At 69.6% G+C, this 17,941-nt stretch carries 16 protein-coding genes; 6 read left to right on the top strand and 10 right to left on the bottom strand.

What is annotated here, in order from left to right; genetic code table 11:
* Positions 1–222: 222 nt before the first annotated feature.
* The 5 genes from FGW37_RS23645 to FGW37_RS23625 all read right to left on the bottom strand — a co-directional run bounded on the left by FGW37_RS23645 (position 223) and on the right by FGW37_RS23625 (position 5,863).
* A complete protein-coding gene (locus FGW37_RS23645) occupies positions 223–1,635 on the bottom strand; it encodes an NAD(P)/FAD-dependent oxidoreductase (RefSeq protein ID WP_246430518.1) in 1,413 nt (470 codons plus the stop codon).
* A gap of 4 nt (positions 1,636–1,639) precedes the next feature.
* Positions 1,640–2,470 carry an ABC transporter permease gene (locus FGW37_RS23640; protein WP_179082874.1) on the bottom strand — a complete coding sequence of 277 codons (831 nt, stop codon included), beginning with the start codon at positions 2,468–2,470 and terminating at the stop codon, positions 1,640–1,642.
* Positions 2,470–3,393, bottom strand: a complete 924-nt coding sequence (locus FGW37_RS23635; protein WP_179082873.1) for an ABC transporter permease — start codon at positions 3,391–3,393, stop codon at positions 2,470–2,472. Before FGW37_RS23635 ends, FGW37_RS23640 begins: the two co-directional genes overlap by 1 nt.
* Positions 3,393–4,556 carry an ABC transporter ATP-binding protein gene (locus FGW37_RS23630; protein ID WP_179082872.1) on the bottom strand — a complete coding sequence of 388 codons (1,164 nt, stop codon included), beginning with the start codon at positions 4,554–4,556 and terminating at the stop codon, positions 3,393–3,395. The genes FGW37_RS23635 and FGW37_RS23630 overlap by 1 nt, the downstream gene beginning before the upstream one ends.
* A gap of 110 nt (positions 4,557–4,666) precedes the next feature.
* Positions 4,667–5,863, bottom strand: coding sequence for a polyamine ABC transporter substrate-binding protein (locus FGW37_RS23625; RefSeq protein ID WP_179082871.1), 1,197 nt, complete (start codon positions 5,861–5,863; stop codon positions 4,667–4,669).
* A 235-nt stretch (positions 5,864–6,098) separates the two neighbouring features.
* Here FGW37_RS23625 and FGW37_RS23620 point away from each other — a divergent pair, with 235 nt between their 5' ends.
* The gene (locus tag FGW37_RS23620) at positions 6,099–6,539 is read left to right on the top strand and encodes a phospholipase (RefSeq protein WP_343067174.1); all 441 of its coding nucleotides are present in this window, start codon (positions 6,099–6,101) and stop codon (positions 6,537–6,539) included.
* Positions 6,540–6,666: 127 nt separating this feature from the next.
* Here FGW37_RS23620 and FGW37_RS23615 read toward each other — a convergent pair whose 3' ends face one another.
* Together FGW37_RS23615 and FGW37_RS23610 are read right to left on the bottom strand one after the other, a co-directional pair.
* Positions 6,667–8,190 carry a gamma-aminobutyraldehyde dehydrogenase gene (locus tag FGW37_RS23615; RefSeq protein WP_179082870.1) on the bottom strand — a complete coding sequence of 508 codons (1,524 nt, stop codon included), beginning with the start codon at positions 8,188–8,190 and terminating at the stop codon, positions 6,667–6,669.
* A 214-nt stretch (positions 8,191–8,404) separates the two neighbouring features.
* On the bottom strand, positions 8,405–8,911 hold the full coding sequence (locus tag FGW37_RS23610; protein WP_179082869.1) for a DUF4190 domain-containing protein: 507 nt from the start codon (positions 8,909–8,911) through the stop codon (positions 8,405–8,407).
* Between the two features lie 102 nt (positions 8,912–9,013).
* On the opposite strand from FGW37_RS23610, the gene ybiA reads away from it, so the two are divergent.
* On the top strand, positions 9,014–9,646 hold the full coding sequence (ybiA, locus tag FGW37_RS23605) for a riboflavin biosynthesis intermediates N-glycosidase (RefSeq protein ID WP_179082868.1): 633 nt from the start codon (positions 9,014–9,016) through the stop codon (positions 9,644–9,646).
* Here ybiA and FGW37_RS23600 read toward each other — a convergent pair.
* Entirely contained in the window at positions 9,598–10,179 is a 582-nt protein-coding gene (locus tag FGW37_RS23600) for a DUF4190 domain-containing protein (protein ID WP_179082867.1), read from the bottom strand. The two genes, ybiA and FGW37_RS23600, sit on opposite strands and share 49 nt — an antisense overlap.
* A gap of 421 nt (positions 10,180–10,600) precedes the next feature.
* Here FGW37_RS23600 and FGW37_RS23595 point away from each other — a divergent pair, with 421 nt between their 5' ends.
* Positions 10,601–11,623: an adenosine deaminase gene (locus FGW37_RS23595; protein ID WP_179082866.1), complete on the top strand. Its 1,023-nt coding sequence runs from the start codon at positions 10,601–10,603 to the stop codon at positions 11,621–11,623.
* Between the two features lie 36 nt (positions 11,624–11,659).
* Entirely contained in the window at positions 11,660–12,373 is a 714-nt protein-coding gene (locus FGW37_RS23590) for a glycerophosphodiester phosphodiesterase (RefSeq protein WP_179082865.1), read from the top strand.
* A 129-nt stretch (positions 12,374–12,502) separates the two neighbouring features.
* Here FGW37_RS23590 and FGW37_RS23585 read toward each other — a convergent pair whose 3' ends face one another.
* Positions 12,503–13,690, bottom strand: coding sequence for a polyamine ABC transporter substrate-binding protein (locus FGW37_RS23585; protein WP_179082864.1), 1,188 nt, complete (start codon positions 13,688–13,690; stop codon positions 12,503–12,505).
* A 353-nt stretch (positions 13,691–14,043) separates the two neighbouring features.
* Positions 14,044–15,495, bottom strand: a complete 1,452-nt coding sequence (locus FGW37_RS23580; RefSeq protein WP_179082863.1) for a gamma-aminobutyraldehyde dehydrogenase — start codon at positions 15,493–15,495, stop codon at positions 14,044–14,046.
* Between the two features lie 164 nt (positions 15,496–15,659).
* Between FGW37_RS23580 and FGW37_RS23575 the strand changes: the two genes are divergently transcribed.
* Together FGW37_RS23575 and FGW37_RS23570 are read left to right on the top strand one after the other, a co-directional pair.
* A complete protein-coding gene (locus FGW37_RS23575) occupies positions 15,660–16,163 on the top strand; it encodes an Lrp/AsnC family transcriptional regulator (protein WP_058046499.1) in 504 nt (167 codons plus the stop codon).
* The gene (locus tag FGW37_RS23570) at positions 16,148–17,527 is read left to right on the top strand and encodes an aspartate aminotransferase family protein (protein ID WP_179082862.1); all 1,380 of its coding nucleotides are present in this window, start codon (positions 16,148–16,150) and stop codon (positions 17,525–17,527) included. Before FGW37_RS23575 ends, FGW37_RS23570 begins: the two co-directional genes overlap by 16 nt.
* Positions 17,528–17,941: the final 414 nt, after the last annotated feature.

The following is a 17,941-nucleotide window of genomic DNA, read 5'->3' as shown; positions in this document are numbered from 1 at the left end:
TGTTCACTCGTCCTGCGTTCACGGATGGAGAGGCCGCGGAGTGCGGATCATTACGCGGGTTTCGGGTCCGACCGGAGGTGAAGGGTTCACTGTCCGCAGGACGGCGTGCCCCGGTGCGCCCCCGAGGGTGCACCGGGGCAGTGCAGACTCCCGCATGGGGCCCGGAGCGCAGGGCGCGGCATGGGGCCCGGCCGGCGCCAGGCACGAGGCCCCCGCCCGCCCTCAGCTGTCGAACCCGAGGCCCACCTTGTCCATGGCCTTGAGCCACAGGTTGCGGCGGCCGCCGTTCTCGTCGGCCTTCGTCATCGACCACTGGGTGATGCCGATGCCCATGGAGCGCACCGGCTCGGGCGGGAACGGCAGCGGCTTGCTGCGCACCATCTCCAGCTCGGTCCGCTCCGTGCGCTCCCCTGAGAGCAGGTCGAGCATGACGTCGGCACCGAAGCGGGTGGCACCGACGCCCAGACCCGTGTAGCCGAGGGCGTAGGCGACCTTGCCGCCGTGCGCCGTGCCGAAGAAGGCAGAGAAGCGCGAGCAGGTGTCGATGGCACCGCCCCAGGTGTGGGTGAAGCGCACTCCTTCGAGCTGGGGGAAGCAGCGGAAGAAGTGCTCGGCGAGCTTCTGGTACGTGGCCGGGTGGTGGTCGTATTCCGCCCGGACGCCGCCACCGTAGTGGTGGACGATGTCGTAACCGCCCCACAGGATGCGGTGGTCGGGCGTGATGCGGAAGTAGTGGAAGTGGTTGGCGGCGTCTCCCAGTCCCTGCCGTCCCTTCCAGCCGACGGCGTCGAGCTGTTCGGCGTTCAGGGGCTCCGTCATGAGCGCGTAGTCGTAGACAGGGGCGATGTACGGGCGGACGCGCTTGACGAGTGAGGGGAAGGCGTTGGTGCCCAGCGCGGCATGCCGGGCGTAGACGCGCCCGTAGGGGGTGCGTACGGCGATGCCGGCGGCGCGGGAGGACAGCTCGGTGCCCGGCGTGTGCTCGTAGATGCGCACGCCGAGCTCCGTGCAGGCGCGCTTGAGGCCCCATGCGAGCCTGGCGGGGTGCAGCATCGCCACCCCGTCGCGGTCCCAGAGTCCGGCAAGGAAGGTCGGGGAGTGGACCTCGGCGCGCAGGCCCTCCCGGTCGAGGTATTCGTACCCTGTGATGCCGAGGGCCTCGAGCTCCTCCGCGGCCTCCTGCAACTCGTGCACCTGGTGCGGGGCTGTGGCGATGTCGATCTCGCCGGTGCGCTCGAAGTCGCAGTCGATGCCGTGGCGGGTGAGGGTGGCCTCGATGTCGTCGAGGTTCTGCAGGCCGAGCTTGTGCAGCGTGCTGAGCTCGTCCGGCCAGCGTGCCGCGCCGTTGGCCCAGCCGTGGGTGAGGGAGGCGGAGCAGAAGCCGCCGTTGCGGCCGGAGGCGGCCCAGCCGGTCTCCTGGGCCTCGATGAGGACGACGTCCCGGCCGGGGTCGCGCTCCTTGGCGAGGAGCGCGGTCCACAGTCCGGAGTATCCGCCGCCGACGACGAGCAGGTCGCAGTGCTCGTCGCCGACGAGCGCGGGGAGCGCCTCCGGCCGGGAGGGGTCGTCGAGCCAGTAGGGCCGGGGAGCGGCGTCGGAAAGTGCTTGGACAGGGTTCATGGCACGAGCGGCCATGCTCTCAGCTCCTTTTTCGGCGCCCGCCGATCAGCTGACCGACGAGGACGCACAGCACGGCGATGGCGAACATCGCCGTTCCGATGACATTGATTTGAACGGGTGTGCCCCGTTGTGCGGATCCCCAGACGAACATGGGGAAGGTCACAGTCGAGCCGGCGTTGAAGTTGGTGATGATGAAGTCGTCGAAGGAGAGGGCGAAGGAGAGCAGGGCGCCCGCCGCGATGCCGGGGGCGGCGATCGGGAGGGTGACCCGCAGGAAGGTCTGCAGCGGGGTGGCGTAGAGGTCCTGGGCGGCTTGTTCGAGCCGGGGGTCCATGGACATCACCCGGGCCTTGACGGCCGTCACCACGAAGCTCAGGCAGAACGTGATGTGGGCGATCAGGATGGTCCAGAAGCCGAAGGTGACGCCCATGTTGAGGAAGAGGGTGGCCAGCGAGGCGGCCATGACGACCTCGGGCATGGCCATCGGCAGGAAGATCAGGGTGCTGACGGAGGACCGGGCGCGGAAGCGGTAGCGGGCGAGCGCGAAGGCGAGCGCCGTGCCCAGGACGGTGGCGCCCACGGTCGCCCAGACCGCGATCTGCAGGCTGAGCGAGAGGGAGCCGCACAGGTCGGCGACGCCGCACGGGTCGGCCCAGGCGTCGGTGGAGAAGCGCTGCCACTCGTAGTTGAAGCGGCCGTTGGGCTTGTTGAACGAGAAGACGGTGACGACGACGTTGGGCAGCACGAGGTAGGCCAGTGTGGCCAGCCCCGCGAGCACGACGAGGTTGCGACGGAGCCACCGCACGGGGCGGCTGGAGAGAACGGCCTGGAGGGCGGGCGTAGCGGTCATCAGACCAGGTCCTCCGTCCCGGACTTGCGGATGTAGACGGTGACCATGGCGAGGATGGCGGCCATGAGGATGAAGGACAGGGCGGCGGCGGTCGGGTAGTCCAGGACGCGCAGGAACTGGGACTGGATGACGTTGCCGATCATCTTCTGGTCGGTGGAGCCGAGCAGCTCGGCGTTGATGTAGTCGCCCGTGGCGGGGATGAAGGTGAGCAGTGTGCCGGCGACGACGCCGGGCATGGACAGCGGGAAGGTCACCTTGCGGAAGGTCGTCAGCGGGCGCGCGTAGAGGTCGCCGGCCGCCTCGTGCAGCCGTGCGTCGATGCGCTCCAGGGACGTGTACAGCGGCAGGATCATGAACGGCAGGAAGTTGTAGGTCAGGCCGCAGACGACGGCGAGGGGCGTGGCGAGCACCCGGTGACCCTCGGTGACCCCGAGGGCGTTGGTGACGTCGAGGACGTGCAGGCTCGCGAGGGCGGAGACGACGGGGCCGCCGTCGGAGAGGATCGTCTTCCAGGCGAGGGTGCGGATCAGGAAGCTGGTGAAGAACGGCGCGATGACGAGGATCATCAGGACGTTGCGCCACCGGCCGGCTTTGAAGGCGATGAGGTAGGCCAGCGGGTAGCCGAGGGCGAGGCAGAGCGCTGTGGCGGTCGCGGCGTAGGCGACGGAGCGCAGGAACTGGGGGTAGTACTCGGTCAGCGCGTCCCAGTACGTGGCGAAGTGCCAGGTGACGTCGAAGCCCTCTTCGAGCGATCCGGTCTGTACCGAGGTGGAGGCCTGGTAGACGAGCGGGGCGGCGAAGAAGACGAGCAGCCACAGGATGCCGGGGAGCAGGAGCCAGTACGGGGTGAGCTTCCGGCCCCGTGCGGCCGTGCGGAGGGGCGGCGCGGGGGCCGCAGGGGGCTGGTCGGCGACGAGTGCCATCAGGTGCCCTCCCCCGCGTCCGTGCCCGCCTCGATGCTCTGGGCGGCGTCCAGGCCGAAGCTGTGCCCGGGGTTCCAGTGCAGGACGACCTCGGCGCCCGGGGCGAGGCGGCTGTCGCGCTCGATGTTCTGCTCGTAGACGGACAGGCTCGTGGCCACGGGGCTGTCGACGAGGTACTGGGTGGAGACTCCGATGAAGCTGGACGCGGTGATGCGTCCGTGGACGCGGTTACGCCCCTTGGGGATGGTGCCGGCGTCGTCGGCGTGCGTGAGGGTGATCTTCTCCGGCCGTATCCCGACGAGGAGCTTCCCGCCCGCACGGGGGGCGGTGGTACATCGCGCACGGGGCAGGGCGAGTTTGGTATCCGCGGCGCGCAGGACGAGGGTCTCGGCGGAGGCGTCGAGAACCTCGGCGGTGATGAGGTTCGAGGTGCCGAGGAAGTTGGCGACGAAGGTGGTGCGGGGTGTCTCGTAGAGGTCGGCGGGGGCGCCGAGCTGTTCGACCCGTCCGGCGTTCATGACCGCGACCGTGTCGGCCATGGTCATGGCTTCCTCCTGGTCGTGGGTGACGTGGATGAAGGTGATGCCGACCTCGGTCTGGATGCGCTTGAGTTCCAGCTGCATCTGCCGGCGCAGCTTGAGGTCGAGGGCGCCGAGGGGCTCGTCGAGCAGCAGTACCTGGGGGTGGTTGATCAGGGCGCGGGCGACGGCGACGCGCTGCTGCTGGCCGCCGGAGAGCTGGTGGGGCTTGCGGCGGGCGTAGTCGCCGAGCTGGACAAGCTCGAGCATGTCGCCGACCTGCTTCTTGACGGACTTGATGCCGCGGCGGCGCAGGCCGAAGGCGACGTTCTCGTATATGTCGAGGTGCGGGAAGAGCGCGTAGCTCTGGAAGACGGTGTTGACGGGGCGCTTGTGCGGGGGGAGGGCGGTGACGTCCTGGCCGGCGAGCTCGACGGTGCCGGTGGTGGGCTGCTCCAGGCCGGCGATCATGCGCAGGGTGGTGGTCTTGCCGCAGCCTGAGGCGCCGAGCAGGGCGAAGAAGGAGCCGGCGGGGACGCTCAGGTCGAGCGGGTGGACGGCGCTGAAGGCGCCGTAGCTCTTGCTGATAGCGGTGAGGCGGACGTCCGTGCCGCTGCTGCTGTCGGTCGGGGCGGTTGTTGTCATGGGTCTTGGGTCCAGGGGTCTCGGGGGCGTGAGCACGTACGGCACGTACAGCCGCGTACGTTCTCATATGTCCGGGGCCGGGCGCCGCGCCGGTGGCCCGTTTCGGCGGGTCAGGCGCCGGTGAGCTCGGAGAAGGCGGCCTCGAACGCCTTCTCCTCGGCGGCGGTCAGGGAGCGGAAGGCATGGGCCTTCGCCAGCATCGCCTCGCTGGGGATGATCAGGCTGTTCTCGGCCAGCTTCTTGTCGATCTTCGCGAGCTCGTCCCGCAGCCCGGCGACCGGGCTGACGTAGTTGATGGCGGCGGCGAGCCGCGCGGCGACCTTGGGCTGGTAGTAGTAATCGATGAGGCGCTCGGCGTTCCTCTGGTGGCGGGCGGTGCGGGGGACCAGAAGATTGTCGCTGGAAAGCATGTAGCCCGCGTCCGGGATCGCGTACCGGATGTCGCTGTTGCCGGCCTGGAGCTGGACGAGGTCTCCCGCCCAGGCGATGCAGGCGGCGATGTCGCCCTTGTTGAGGTCGCCCGTGTAGTCGTTGCCGGTGAAGCGGCGGATCTGTCCGCGGTCGCGTGCCCGGCGCAGGCGGGCGACGGCGGCGTCGTATTCCTCGGCGGTGACCTCTTCGGGCCTTCTTCCCATGTCGAGAAGCGTGAGGCCGACCGTGTCGCGCATTTCGGAGAGGAGTCCGACACGGCCCTTGAGCCGCGGATCGTCCAGGAGCTGGGAGACGGAATCGACCTTGCGGCCGCCGGTGGCCCTGCGGTTGTAGGCGATGACGGCGGGAATGCCGGTCCACGGATAGGAGTGGACCCGCCCGGGGTCCCAGTCGGGGGCGCGGAATCCCGGGGCGAGATTGGCGTACGCGTTGGGCAGGTGAGCCGTATCGAGCCGCCGGGCCCAGCCGAGCCTGATCATGCGGCCGGCCATCCAGTCGGTGACGCAGATCAGGTCCCGGCCTATGTCCTGGCCTGCGGCGAGCTGTTTACCGGCCTTGCCGAAGAATTCGACGTTGTCGTTGATGTCCTCGGTGTACTTCACCGCGACGCCGGTCGAGCGCTTGAAGTCGTCGAGCGTGGGGCGGCTCGTACCGTCCGGGCCGGTGTCGATGTACTCGGTCCAGTTGGAGAAGGCGAGGGTCCGCTCGTGCGCGGAGCGGTCCTCGGAGGCGCCCAGAGCGCCCTCCGGGCGCCCCGCGGGCGGGATGCCGCAGCCGGCCAGGGACGCGAGCGCGCCGCAGGCGAGAGCACCTGCTCCGCCGGCTCGCAGCAGAGTCCGCCGGTTCACGGTGGTCCGTGGCTGGTAGCGCTCCATGCAAGGTGCCCTTTCCGTAGCTCCAACGGACTTTGAGCGAGGATCCTGGCAGAGCAATGCGGGCTGAACAAGGGATTCCGTTGTTGCCTTTTGGTTACGCAACAGTGCCACGATCCCCATGGATCACTCAGGCATGAACCTGCCAACCTGATGCCTGCTCACAGAGGGAGCGAGCGGGCAGCACGAATCCGCTCGTGGCACGGAACGGGGAAAACCATTGGGTTACAGAAAAAGAGTGACAGCCGTCGCGGCACTGGGCGCCGCACTGCTCATGGGGGCCGCGGCCGAACCGGCAATCGCCCAACCGTCACCGAATCCTCCACTTCAGACCTACACCGACAAGCTGCTCTTCAACCATTCGATGGACCGGTTCCAGTCCGTACGCAACGACAAGAGCCACAGCGACAAGCTCGACTGGTCGTCGGACGGCTGTTCCCAGGCGCCCAACCGGCCCATGGGCTTCAACTTCCTGCCGTCCTGCCAGCGGCACGACTTCGGGTACCGGAACTACAAGGAGCAGGGCCGGTTCGACCGCACCACGCGTCTCGCCGTGGACAAAAATTTCAAGGCGGACCTGTACGCCTACTGCCGCACCCAGTCCAAGGCGAAAACCGGCAGCTGCGAATACTGGGCCCGGGTCTACTACGGTGAGGTCCGCAAACACGGCGGCCCGTGATTCCCACCGGTACGAGAACCGGCTTGAGAACGCGCTTGAGAACCGGAACAAGAACCGGCAGGAGAACCGGCGCGGGAGGCAGGACATCAGCCCGGGAGAAACAGGACATCAGCCCGGGAGAAAGGCGTCAGGCCAGAGAGAATACGGTCCGATGCCAGGGCTTGCGGGCCACCGCGGTGTTGTCGGACATGACATGTTTGATCTGGGTGTATTCCTCGAAGGAATACCCGGACATGTCCTTTCCATAGCCTGATGCCCGGTAACCGCCGTGCGGCATCTCGCTGATGATCGGAATGTGGTCGTTGACCCACACGCAGCCCGCCTTGATCTCCCTGGCGGCCCGCCCCGTGCGGTAGACGTCCCGGCTCCATGCGGAGGCCGCCAGCCCGTAGGGCGTGTCGTTGGCGAGCGCGATGCCCTCGTCATCGCTGTCGAAGGGCAGCACGACGAGCACGGGGCCGAAGATCTCGTCCTGGACGATCTCGCTGGACTGGGCGGCTCCTGTGACGAGCGTGGGGCGGTAGTACGCGCCCTTGGCGAGCTCCCCCGCGGGCGCCGTGCCGCCGGTGACCACGGTGGCGTACGAGCGCGCCCGGTCCACGAAGCCGGCGACGCGGTCCCGCTGGGCGTACGAGACGAGCGGGCCGAGGTCGGTGGCGGGGTCGAAGGGGTCGCCGAGGCGCACGGACGCCATCAGGTCTGCGACCCCGGAGACGAACGCGTCGTACAGGGGGCGCTGGACGTAGGCGCGGGTGGCGGCGGTGCAGTCCTGCCCGGTGTTGATGAGGGCGCCGGCGACCGCCCCGTGTACGGCCGCTTCGAGGTCGGCGTCGTCGAAGACGACGAACGGGGCCTTGCCGCCGAGTTCGAGGTGGAGCCGCTTGACCGTCCGTGTGGCGATCTCGGCGACGCGCCTGCCGACCGCCGTCGATCCGGTGAACGACGTCATGGCGACGTCCGGATGGCCCACGAGGCGCTCCCCCGCGTCCGCACCGGCGCCGCAGATCACGTTCACGACGCCGTCGGGGATGCCGGCCTCGGTGGCGGCCTGGGCGAACATCAACGACGTCAGGGGCGTCAGCTCGGCGGGTTTGAGCACGATCGTGTTACCTGCCGCGATCGCCGGGAGGACCTTCCACGCGGCCATCTGCAGGGGGTAGTTCCAGGGCGCGATGGAGCCCACCACACCGATCGGCTCGCGGCGCACGTAGGAGGTGTGGTCGCCGCTGTACTCGCCGGCGGACCGGCCCTCCAAGTGGCGCGCGGCGCCCGCGAAGAAGGCGGTGTTGTCCACGGTGCCCGGCACGTCGAACTCGGTGGTGAGGCGGATCGGCTTGCCGCACTGGGCGGACTCCGCACGGGCGAACTCTTCCGCGCGGTCCGCAAGCACACCCGCGAACCGGTGCAGTGCGCCGGAGCGCTCCCCCGGGGTCGCTCCCGCCCACGCGGGAAGGGCCCCCGCAGCGGCCGTGACGGCGGCGTCCACGTCCTCCGGACCGGCCAGCTCGTACCGGAGGACCTCTTCGCCCGTGGCGGGGTCCACGACCGCGTACATGCGGCCCGAGGCGCCGGGGCGCAATCGGCCACCGATGTACTGGGCTCCGCCGGCGAACCGCCCCGCCGCATCGAACCGTTGATCCGTCGCGCCCATCAACACACTCCTCCGGCCGGCTGCGCCCTCCTCTGCACTGCACCACGCAGGGGCGCCGAAGCCGATCCTGGCAGAGGAGACCGCAACCAACAAGGGATTCCGTCGCAGCCCGCGTGCCCTGCGACGGAATCAGTTAGAGGCAAGCCTCCGAATGCCGCACGGGGCCCTTGCAAACGTGCGGCAGCGGACCGAGTCCCGGGCGGGTTCGGTCCGGCTACAAGCCGGCACCGATGCCGAGAAGGCTCGCGAAGAAGGCGAACCACAGGACGGGGAGCACCAGGGCCACGATGCCGAGGACGATGCCGGTGGTCGCGGCGCCCCGGTTGGTCGCCTCGCCCTTCGTGACCTTGGAGCGGCCGACCGCACCGAAGATGATGCCGAGGATGCCCAGGATCAGCCCGAAGAACCACAGGAAGACCAGGAGGCTGCAGACGGCGCCGATGATGCCGCAGACGAGGCCGGCGGTGCCCATGCCGTTGCTGGGCTGTACCCCACCCGCGTAGCCGGCTACGGGGTAGGGCTGGACCGGCGGTGCGGAGGGGTAGCCGCTCTGCGCCGGGTAGGCGCTCTGAGCCTGTGCGGGATACCCGCTCTGCCCGGGGTAGCCGCTCTGCGCCGGCTGTGCCTGGTTCGGGTAGCCGTAGCCGGGCTGCTGGGGCGCCGCCGGCGGCTGGGGCGGCGGCTGGGGCGCCCCATAAGGATTCTGGTTGTAGTCAGACATAAAGAATGTCCCCTCCGTTGAACTGCGTCGGGCAATGCTATGGGGAACGGTCATGCCCGGTCAGCCCAGTTCCGCTGCCGGGGCGGATGCGAGAATCCCGACATGAAGATCAACGGGGACCAGCACGGATTCACACATGCGCGGCAGCGTGCGGACGGCCCGCGTTCGGTGGCGGAGCTGACGGCCGCCGTCACCCGCGGCGAGCATTTCAAGTACGTCTATTTCTGGGGCCACCAGCCACGTCGGGACGGCACCATCGGGGCGGGCTGCTTCAGCCAGTGGTGGCCTTCGCCGTTTACGGTGAACGGCATCGTCTACGCCACGGCCGAGCACTGGATGATGGCCGGCAAGGCACGGCTGTTCGGCGACGCGGAAGCCGAGGCCGAGGCGATCGCCGCCTCGCACCCCAAGCAGGCGAAGGACGCGGGCCGCAAGGTGCGCGGCTTCGACGAGGAGACGTGGCGGCAGCACCGCTTCGAGCTCGTGGTGGAGGGCAGCGTCCACAAGTTCGCGCAGGACTCGGCGCTGGGCACCTACCTGCTCGGCACCGGGGAGCGGGTGCTGGTCGAAGCCAGCCCGCTCGACCGGATCTGGGGCATCGGCCTGGCCGCCGACGACGAGCGCTCCCAGGACCCCGCTCGCTGGCAGGGCGACAACCTCCTCGGCTTCGCGCTGATGGAGGCGCGTCAGCGGCTGGCGTCGCGGTCCACGAACAACACCGGCGCCGACAAGTAGGCGCCGTACGTCGCACCGGGCTCCTCGTCGGGCACGGGGCCGTCGCTGTCGTCGACATCGATGTTGATGTAGACGATGACCATCAGGATGGTGGCGACGAGCGCCGCGCAACCGAGGATCAGCCCGGCGAGGGCCTGTCCGGGGTTCGTGGCCTCGCCGCCGCGCACCTTGGCGCGGCCCACGGCGCCGAAGATGACGGCGAGGATGCCGAGCACCGCCCCGAGGACGACGGTGGGCGAGAACACGGTGCCGACGATGCCCAGCACCAGGGCCGCCAGCCCCAGGCCGTTGCTGGGGGCGGGCTGCTGCGCATAGAGCAGTGACGCCGGATAGCCGTACGCGCCCGGCTGGTAGGAGCCCGGCCCGTAGGGGCTTTGACCGTAGGGGCCCTGACCGTACGGCGTCTGCAAGCTGTAGGGGGCGGCCGAGCCCGGGGACGCGGAGGGGCCGCCGGGCACTCCGTACGGCGCCTGGTCGTACGGGCTGCCCCGGTACGCGCTGGGAGTGCCGGGGCCGGTCGGCGCAAGAGGCACGGGCGGGACGGCGCCCGGGGCCGGGGCATGGGGCGGCTGCGGAGCCGCATGGGGCGGGGCCATGGCATAGGGCGCCGGCAGCGCATGGGGCCCGGAGGGTGTCACGGCGTCATGGGGACCGGGCTGCGCAGGAGGCTGAGGCGGTGTCACAGCGGTGGCACGAGGCGCCGGAGCGGTCCCGGCATGCTGCCCGGACGCCGGCCGGCCGGGCTTGTCGAGTGCGACCCGCCGCTTCGGCGGAGCCCAGGGATCGGGGTCCCGCGGCTCGGAGTGCCCATCGGCCCCGGCTGCCTTGCCAGACATAGCCCTCCCCAGTCGATACCCGTCATGCTAAGGCCTGAGGACAATCGTCGCGTACGTCCCGCATACGATGAACGGCACCCGTCGACAGGCTCCGGCCGACCGCGCCATGGAGGCATGCATGTCCGTACTCGACTCGTTCATCGCCGGGCTCCCCAAGGCGGAGCTCCATGTGCACCACGTCGGGTCGGCGTCCCCGCGCATCGTGGCCGAGCTGGCCGCCCGCCACCCGGATTCGCCCGTGCCTACCGACCCCGAGGCACTGGCCGACTTCTTCACCTTCCGCGACTTCGCCCACTTCATCGAGGTCTACCTCTCGGTCGTCGACCTGATCCGCGACGCCGAGGACGTACGGCTGCTGACGTACGAGGTCGCGCGCGACATGGCGCGGCAGAACATCCGCTACGCCGAACTGACCGTCACCCCCTTCAGCTCGACCAGGCGCGGCATCCCGGACGCCGCCTTCGTGGAGGCCATAGAGGACGCCCGCAAGGCGGCCGAGACGGAGCTGGGCGTCATGCTGCGCTGGTGCTTCGACATCCCGGGCGAGGCGGGGCTGGAAGCCGCGGAGGAGACCACACGGATCGCCTGCAAGCTCAAGCCCGAGGGGCTGGTCTCCTTCGGGCTGGGCGGACCGGAGATCGGCGTGCCCCGGCCCCAGTTCAAGCCGTACTTCGACCGGGCCATCTCCGAGGGCCTGCACAGCGTGCCCCATGCCGGTGAGACGACGGGCCCGCAGACCATCTGGGACGCCCTGGTCGACCTGCGCGCCGAGCGCATCGGCCACGGCACCAGCGCCCCGCAGGACCCGGCTCTGCTGGCCCACCTGGCGGAGCACCGCATCCCGCTGGAGGTCTGCCCGACGTCCAACCTCGCCACCCGCGCCGTGACCGACCTGGACCGCCACCCCATCAAGGAGATGGTGGCCGCGGGCGTCCTGGTGACCGTCAACAGCGACGACCCACCCATGTTCGGCACGGATCTCAACCGGGAGTACGGCGTCGCCGCGCGCCTCCTGGAGCTGGACGCAGCAGGCGTCGCCGGCCTCGCCAAGAACGCCGTGGACGCGTCGTTCATGGACGAGACGGGCAAGAAGGCGCTCCGGGCGGAGATCGACGCCTACACCGCGGCCTGGCGGGGCTGAGCTCGGCGGGCGCACGCCGCGGCCACAATGGGTCCCATGACCGGCCCGAACTCCCCTGCTGCAGACGCCCGCACCGTCACCGCCGTCGCCCACCGCGGCGATCCGTACCTGTTCCGGGAGAACACCCTCGCCTCGATCCGTTCGGCCCTGCGGGCCGGGGCGGGGGCGGTCGAGGTCGACGTCCGGCTGACGCGCGACGGCGTGCCCGTGCTGCTGCACGACGCGACGCTCGAGCGCCTGTGGGGGCACACTCGGGTCCTGGACTCGCTCACGGCGGACGAACTGCGGGAGCTGACCGGCGGCGGCGTGCCCACCCTGCACGAGGCCCTGCAGCTCGGCGCGGAGCGGTCCGGACCACGGCTGTTCATCGACCTGCCGGACGCGTCGGCCGCCGAGGCCGCCGTCGCCGAGGTGCACGCGAGTGGAGCCGCGGAGCGCGTGTACTACTGCGGTGGTGTGACATCGATGCTCGCAGTACGCCGCGCGGATCCGGCTGCGGAGACCGCCCTGACGTGGACGACGCTGGTGCCGCCGCGCCGGGCCCTGCTCAGCGCCGTGGCCCCGCGCTGGCTGAACTACCGCTTCGGGCTGGTGAGCCCCGGACTCGTCGCCCGCAACCACTCCGACGGGCTCCTGGTCTCCGCCTGGACCGCGGACACCCGCTTCACGATGCGCCGGCTGCTGGCAGCAGGCGTCGACGCGATCACCACCAACCGGGTCGGTACATTGCGGTCGCTGCTGCGGAAGTGAACGGGGTCCGGGCGGCGGGAGGCGCGGCACGAGGCGGCGGGCGCACGCCGCCGCATGGGGCGGCGTGAGGCGACCTGAGGCGGCCGCATGGGGCGGCATGCCCGGGGCCGCCCCATGCGGCGTGCGCGATCAGAGCCCGACGATCTCGTTCCACTCCTTGGTGAAGCCCGGCCGCTCCTTCGCGGTCATGTCGCGTGCCGTCGCGAGGCGTTTACGCATGTCGTCGCTCGGGAAGATGAGCGGGTTTCCGGCGAGCTCCGCGAGTTCCTTGTCGGAGGACGAGGCGAGAACGTCCCGCGCGGCCGGGACGGGGCAGACGTAGTTGACCGCCGCGGCGAGCTCGGCGGCCACCTCGGGCCGGTAGTAGTAGTCGACGAGTGCCTCGGCGTTGCGCTTGTGGCGGGCGAGGTTGGGCACCATGAGGCTCTCGGCCCACAGCTCGGCGCCCTCTTCCGGGACGACGAACTCGATGTCGGGGTTGTCGGCCTGGAGCTGGATGACGTCGCCGGAGTACGCCTGGCAAGCGAGCACATCGCCGGACGACAGGTCCTTGATGTAGTCGTTGCCGGTGAAGCGGCGGATGTGCCGCTTGCGCACGAGGCGGCGCAGCTGGTCGGTCATGGTGTGGAAGTCATCGGCGGTCCAGCGGGTGACGTCGGCACCGTTGCCCTGCATGAGCAGCGAGTACGCCTCGTCCAGGCCGGCCAGCAGCGTGACCCGGCCGCGCAGGTCGTCCTTCCACAGGTCGGAGGTGTGCCGGATCTCCCGGCCGAGCTTCTTTCGGTTGTACGCGATGCCCGTGATGCCGGACTGCCAGGGGACGGTGTGCAGCCGGCCGGGGTCGAAGGAGGGCTTGCGCAGCAGCGGGTCGAGGTTGCGGTCGACGTTCGGCTGGCGGGAGCGGTCCATCTCCTGGACCCAGCCCAGGCGCACGTAGCGGGAGGCCATCCAGTCGCTGACGACGATGAGGTCCCTCCCGGTCTCCTGATGGTTCATCAGAGCGGGACTGACCTTGCCGAAGAACTCGTCGTTGTCGTTGATCTCTTCGGTGTACTTCACCGATATGCCGCTGCGCTTCTCGAACGCGTCGAGCGTGGGGCGCTTCTGCGGGTCGTCCTCGTCGACGTCGATGTAGAGCGGCCAGTTGGCGAAGACGAGGCTCTTGTCGCGGCTGGAGCGATCCTCGCCGGCCCGGTCGGCCGGCTCGACGTACGCGGCGGGCACTCCGCACCCGGCGAGTGCGGCGGCCCCGGCGCCGGCGCCCAGCGCGCGCAGCAGGGTCCGGCGGGACAGGGGCTTCACGGGCTTCTCTCGCATTCCGGCAGCATGGCGGGGTCGGATCTTCGCGGACAATGTACGGCCTGTCCGGGAGGCGACCGCACTTCCCGACACCCTGACGGCCCGGAACGGCCGGCCGTCGATGATACCGGGGCACGACGCGCAGTGGTCCGTACCGGAAACGCCCGGTACGGACCACTGCAGGGTGTCTGCGTCCGCCCCGTGCCGCGGGACGGCATGGGGCACTGCCTTACCGCATGGGGCGGGCCGTTCTCACCGCATGAGGCGGGATTCCCTGCCGCACGGGGCGGCCCCGACCACACCGCAGAGACAGGCCCAGCCTCACCGCATGAGGCAGGCCCAGCCCCACCGCACGAGGCGGGCCGGCTTCGTCAGTCCAGCGACGTCATGACGTGCTTGACGCGCGTGTAGTCCTCGAAGCCGTAGGCGGACAGATCCTTGCCGTAGCCGGACTTCTTGAAGCCGCCGTGGGGCATCTCGGCGACCAGCGGGATGTGGGTGTTGATCCACACGCAGCCGAAGTCGAGCTTCTTGGACATCCGCATGGCGCGGCCGTGGTCCTTGGTCCACACAGAGGAGGCCAGCGCGTACTCGACGCCGTTGGCGTAGGCGACGGCCTGGTCCTCGTCCGCGAAGGACTGGACCGTGATCACGGGACCGAAGACCTCGTGCTGGATGATCTCGTCGTCCTGCTTGAGGCCGGAGACGACGGTCGGGGCGAAGAAGTAGCCCTTCTCCCCCACCCGGTGCCCGCCCGCTTCGAGCTTGGCGTGGCCGGGCAGCCGCTCGATGAAGCCGGCGACCTGCTTGAGCTGGTTGGCGTTGTTGAGCGGGCCGTAGAGGACGTCCTCGTCGTCCGGCCGCCCCGTCTTGGTCTCGGCGGCGGCCTTGGCGAGCGCGGTGACGAACTCGTCGTGGATCGACTCGTGGACGAGCACGCGGGTGGCGGCCGTACAGTCCTGGCCGGCGTTGAAGTAGCCGGCGACCGAGATGTCCTCGACGGCCTTGGCGATGTCGGCGTCGTCGAAGACGACGACGGGGGCCTTGCCGCCCAGCTCCAGGTGGACGCGCTTGAGGTCCTTGGAGGCGGACTCGGCGACCTGCATGCCGGCCCGCACGGAGCCGGTGATCGAGGCCATCGCCGGCACCGGGTGCTCGACCATGAGGCGGCCGGTCTCCCGGTCGCCGCAGATGACGTTGAAGACGCCCTTCGGGTGCCCGAGCTCCTCCAGCACGCCGCCGATGATCTCGGCGATGAGGACGGTGGACGCGGGCGTGGTGTCGGAGGGCTTGAGGACGACGGTGTTGCCCGCTGCGAGCGCCGGGGCGAACTTCCACACCGCCATCATCATCGGGTAGTTCCACGGGGCGACCTGGGCGCAGACGCCGATGGGCTCGCGCCGGATGATCGAAGTCAGGCCCTCCATGTACTCGCCCGCGGAGCGGCCCTCGAGCATCCGCGCGGCGCCCGCGAAGAAGCGGATCTGGTCCACCATCGGGGGGACCTCTTCGCTGCGGGTGAGGGCGACTGGCTTGCCGGTGTTCTCGGACTCCGCGGCGATCAGTTCCTCGGCGCGCGCCTCGAAGGCATCGGCGATCTTGAGGAGGACCTTCTGGCGCTCTCCGGGTACGAGGTCGCGCCAGGCCGGGAAGGCGGCCTCGGCCGCGGCCATGGCCGCGTCCACGTCCGCGGCGCCCGACAGCGGGGCGGTGGCGTAGGCCTCGCCTGTGGCCGGATTGACCACCTCGGTGGTACGCCCGTCGGCGGCGTCCCGGAACTCCCCGTCGATGAAATTGCGAAGACGACGCAGTTCGGTGGTCATGGCTGCCACCCCTCCTGTCAGATGTCCACTGGGTGAGACCGTCAGCCTAGTCAGTGAGGCCACGCTTTCGACATACCTCACACCCATGAACGACGGAATCAGTTATTCCTCAGCACCTAGACAACGAATTTCATCGCCTGAGGGTTGCCACACGGGCGAGACGCATGCACAGTGGAGTTGTGGCCACTCGTAGTCCAGACCCGAAGAGCGTGCACGGCACGCCACCGATCGACGCAGTCTCTCTGGCGATCATCGAGCAGCTCCAGGAAGACGGCCGCCGCCCCTACGCGGCGATCGGCAAAGCCGTGGGGCTGTCGGAGGCAGCCGTGCGGCAGCGTGTCCAGAAGCTGCTCGACCAGGGCGTCATGCAGATCGTCGCCGTCACCGACCCGCTCACCGTGGGCCTGCGGCGGCAGGCGATGGTCGGCATCAACGTCGAGGGCGACCTCGATCCCGTCGCCGACGCCCTGACCGCGATGGACGAGGTCGAGTACGTCGTCGTGACCGCAGGCTCCTTCGACCTCCTCATCGAGATCGTCTGCGAGGACGACGACCATCTCCTCGAAACGATCAACAAGCGCATCCGGACCCTGCCGGGCGTGCGCTCCACCGAGAGCTTCGTCTACCTCAAGCTCCGCAAGCAGACCTACACATGGGGAACCCGATAGCCGTGAGCAAGGACCTCTCCCAGACTGCATACGACCACCTGTGGATGCACTTCACCCGCATGTCGTCGTACGAGAACGCCCCCGTGCCGACCATCGTGCGCGGCGAGGGCACCTACATCTTCGACGACAAGGGCAAGCGCTACCTGGACGGTCTCGCGGGGCTGTTCGTGGTCCAGGCGGGCCACGGACGGGCCGAGCTGGCCGAGGCGGCCGCCAAGCAGGCTCAGGAGCTGGCCTTCTTCCCGGTGTGGAGTTACGCGCACCCCAAGGCGATCGAGCTCGCCGAGCGGCTCGCTCACCACGCCCCTGGCGACCTCAACAAGGTCTTCTTCACCACCGGCGGCGGCGAGGCCGTGGAGACCGCCTGGAAGCTCGCGAAGCAGTACCACAAGCTCACCGGCAACCCCACCAAGTACAAGGTGATATCCCGGGCCGTCGCCTACCACGGCACGCCCCAGGGCGCACTCGCCATCACCGGCCTGCCGGCCCTCAAAGCACCTTTCGAGCCACTCGTCCCCGGCGCGTACAAGGTGCCCAACACCAACATCTACCGGGCTCCGATCCACGGCGACGACCCCGAGGCGTTCGGCCGCTGGGCCGCCGACCAGATCGAGCAGCAGATCCTCTTCGAAGGCCCCGACACGGTCGCGGCGGTCTTCCTGGAGCCGGTTCAGAACGCGGGAGGCTGCTTCCCGCCCCCGCCCGGCTACTTCCAGCGGGTGCGCGAGATCTGTGATACGTACAACGTGCTGCTCGTCTCGGACGAGGTCATCTGCGCCTTCGGCCGCCTCGGCACGATGTTCGCCTGCGACAAGTTCGGCTACGTGCCCGACATCATCACCTGCGCCAAGGGCATGACGTCCGGCTACTCCCCCATCGGCGCGGCCGTCATCTCCGACCGGATCGCCGAGCCGTTCTTCAAGGGCAGCAATACCTTCCTGCACGGCTACACCTTCGGCGGCCACCCCGTCTCGGCGGCGGTCGCCCTCACCAACCTCGACATCTTCGAGCGCGAGGGCCTCAACCAGCACGTGCTGGACAACGAGGCGGCGTTCCACGCGACGCTCTCCAAGCTGCACGACCTGCCGATCGTGGGCGACGTCCGCGGCAACGGCTTCTTCTACGGCATCGAGCTGGTCAAGGACAAGGCCACCAAGGAGTCGTTCACGCCGGAGGAGTGCGAGCAGCTGCTCTACGGCTTCGTGTCCAAGAAGCTGTTCGAGAACGGCCTGTACTGCCGGGCCGACGACCGTGGCGACCCGGTCATCCAGGTCGCCCCGCCGCTGATCTCCGACCAGTCGACGTTCGACGAGATCGAGCAGATCGTCCGCGGCGTGCTCACGGAGGCCTGGACCAGGATCTGACCGGACCTCACGACAGGACCAGGACGAGCCGCCGGCACCGCCGGCGGCTCGCTCCGCCCGCCGTGGCCCCGCGCGACCCCCCACTGGTCACGCGCGCGTGGGCCACGGCCTTACTGCACGCGCGCGTAGGCCGGCCCACCCGGCGCACGTACCGCGCACCCCTCGCATGCGAGACGCACGCCCGTCGCACGCACACCACGCCCCACCGCACACCCGGTCGCACGTTCCGTCGCATTTGCGCTCCGACTCATATGCGACCCCTGGGGTATGAGGCCGACCGGAGGAAAGTCGGCGGTCCAGCGCCGAGCCTGGGCAAAGGCTAGGATCCCGGTTCCGTACGGTGCCAGTGACCCAATGGCCTCCGGTTCGTTCCCCCGGACAGGGGAACGGACCCTACAGCGACCCGAGGTGCTC

This window comes from Streptomyces rectiverticillatus (assembly GCF_013394065.1).
GTDB lineage: Bacteria > Actinomycetota > Actinomycetes > Streptomycetales > Streptomycetaceae > Streptomyces > Streptomyces rectiverticillatus.
Note: the sequence above shows the minus strand (reverse complement) of the source record. Positions and strands in the feature narration are given on the sequence as shown.

Excerpts from the sequence above, each read along its gene's own strand:
- FGW37_RS23580 (WP_179082863.1), bottom strand. The coding sequence starts at position 15,495 with ATGACCACCGAACTGCGTCGTCTTCGCAATTTCATCGACGGGGAGTTC.
- FGW37_RS23625 (WP_179082871.1), bottom strand. The coding sequence starts at position 5,863 with ATGGAGCGCTACCAGCCACGGACCACCGTGAACCGGCGGACTCTGCTG.
- FGW37_RS23635 (WP_179082873.1), bottom strand. The coding sequence starts at position 3,393 with ATGGCACTCGTCGCCGACCAGCCCCCTGCGGCCCCCGCGCCGCCCCTC.
- FGW37_RS23610 (WP_179082869.1), bottom strand. The coding sequence starts at position 8,911 with ATGTCTGACTACAACCAGAATCCTTATGGGGCGCCCCAGCCGCCGCCC.
- FGW37_RS23590 (WP_179082865.1), top strand. The coding sequence starts at position 11,660 with ATGACCGGCCCGAACTCCCCTGCTGCAGACGCCCGCACCGTCACCGCC.
- FGW37_RS23570 (WP_179082862.1), top strand. The coding sequence starts at position 16,148 with ATGGGGAACCCGATAGCCGTGAGCAAGGACCTCTCCCAGACTGCATAC.
- FGW37_RS23640 (WP_179082874.1), bottom strand. The coding sequence starts at position 2,470 with ATGACCGCTACGCCCGCCCTCCAGGCCGTTCTCTCCAGCCGCCCCGTG.
- ybiA (WP_179082868.1), top strand. The coding sequence starts at position 9,014 with ATGAAGATCAACGGGGACCAGCACGGATTCACACATGCGCGGCAGCGT.
- FGW37_RS23585 (WP_179082864.1), bottom strand. The coding sequence starts at position 13,690 with ATGCGAGAGAAGCCCGTGAAGCCCCTGTCCCGCCGGACCCTGCTGCGC.
- FGW37_RS23645 (WP_246430518.1), bottom strand. The coding sequence starts at position 1,635 with ATGGCCGCTCGTGCCATGAACCCTGTCCAAGCACTTTCCGACGCCGCT.
- FGW37_RS23630 (WP_179082872.1), bottom strand. The coding sequence starts at position 4,556 with ATGACAACAACCGCCCCGACCGACAGCAGCAGCGGCACGGACGTCCGC.
- FGW37_RS23615 (WP_179082870.1), bottom strand. The coding sequence starts at position 8,190 with ATGGGCGCGACGGATCAACGGTTCGATGCGGCGGGGCGGTTCGCCGGC.
- FGW37_RS23595 (WP_179082866.1), top strand. The coding sequence starts at position 10,601 with ATGTCCGTACTCGACTCGTTCATCGCCGGGCTCCCCAAGGCGGAGCTC.
- FGW37_RS23575 (WP_058046499.1), top strand. The coding sequence starts at position 15,660 with ATGCACAGTGGAGTTGTGGCCACTCGTAGTCCAGACCCGAAGAGCGTG.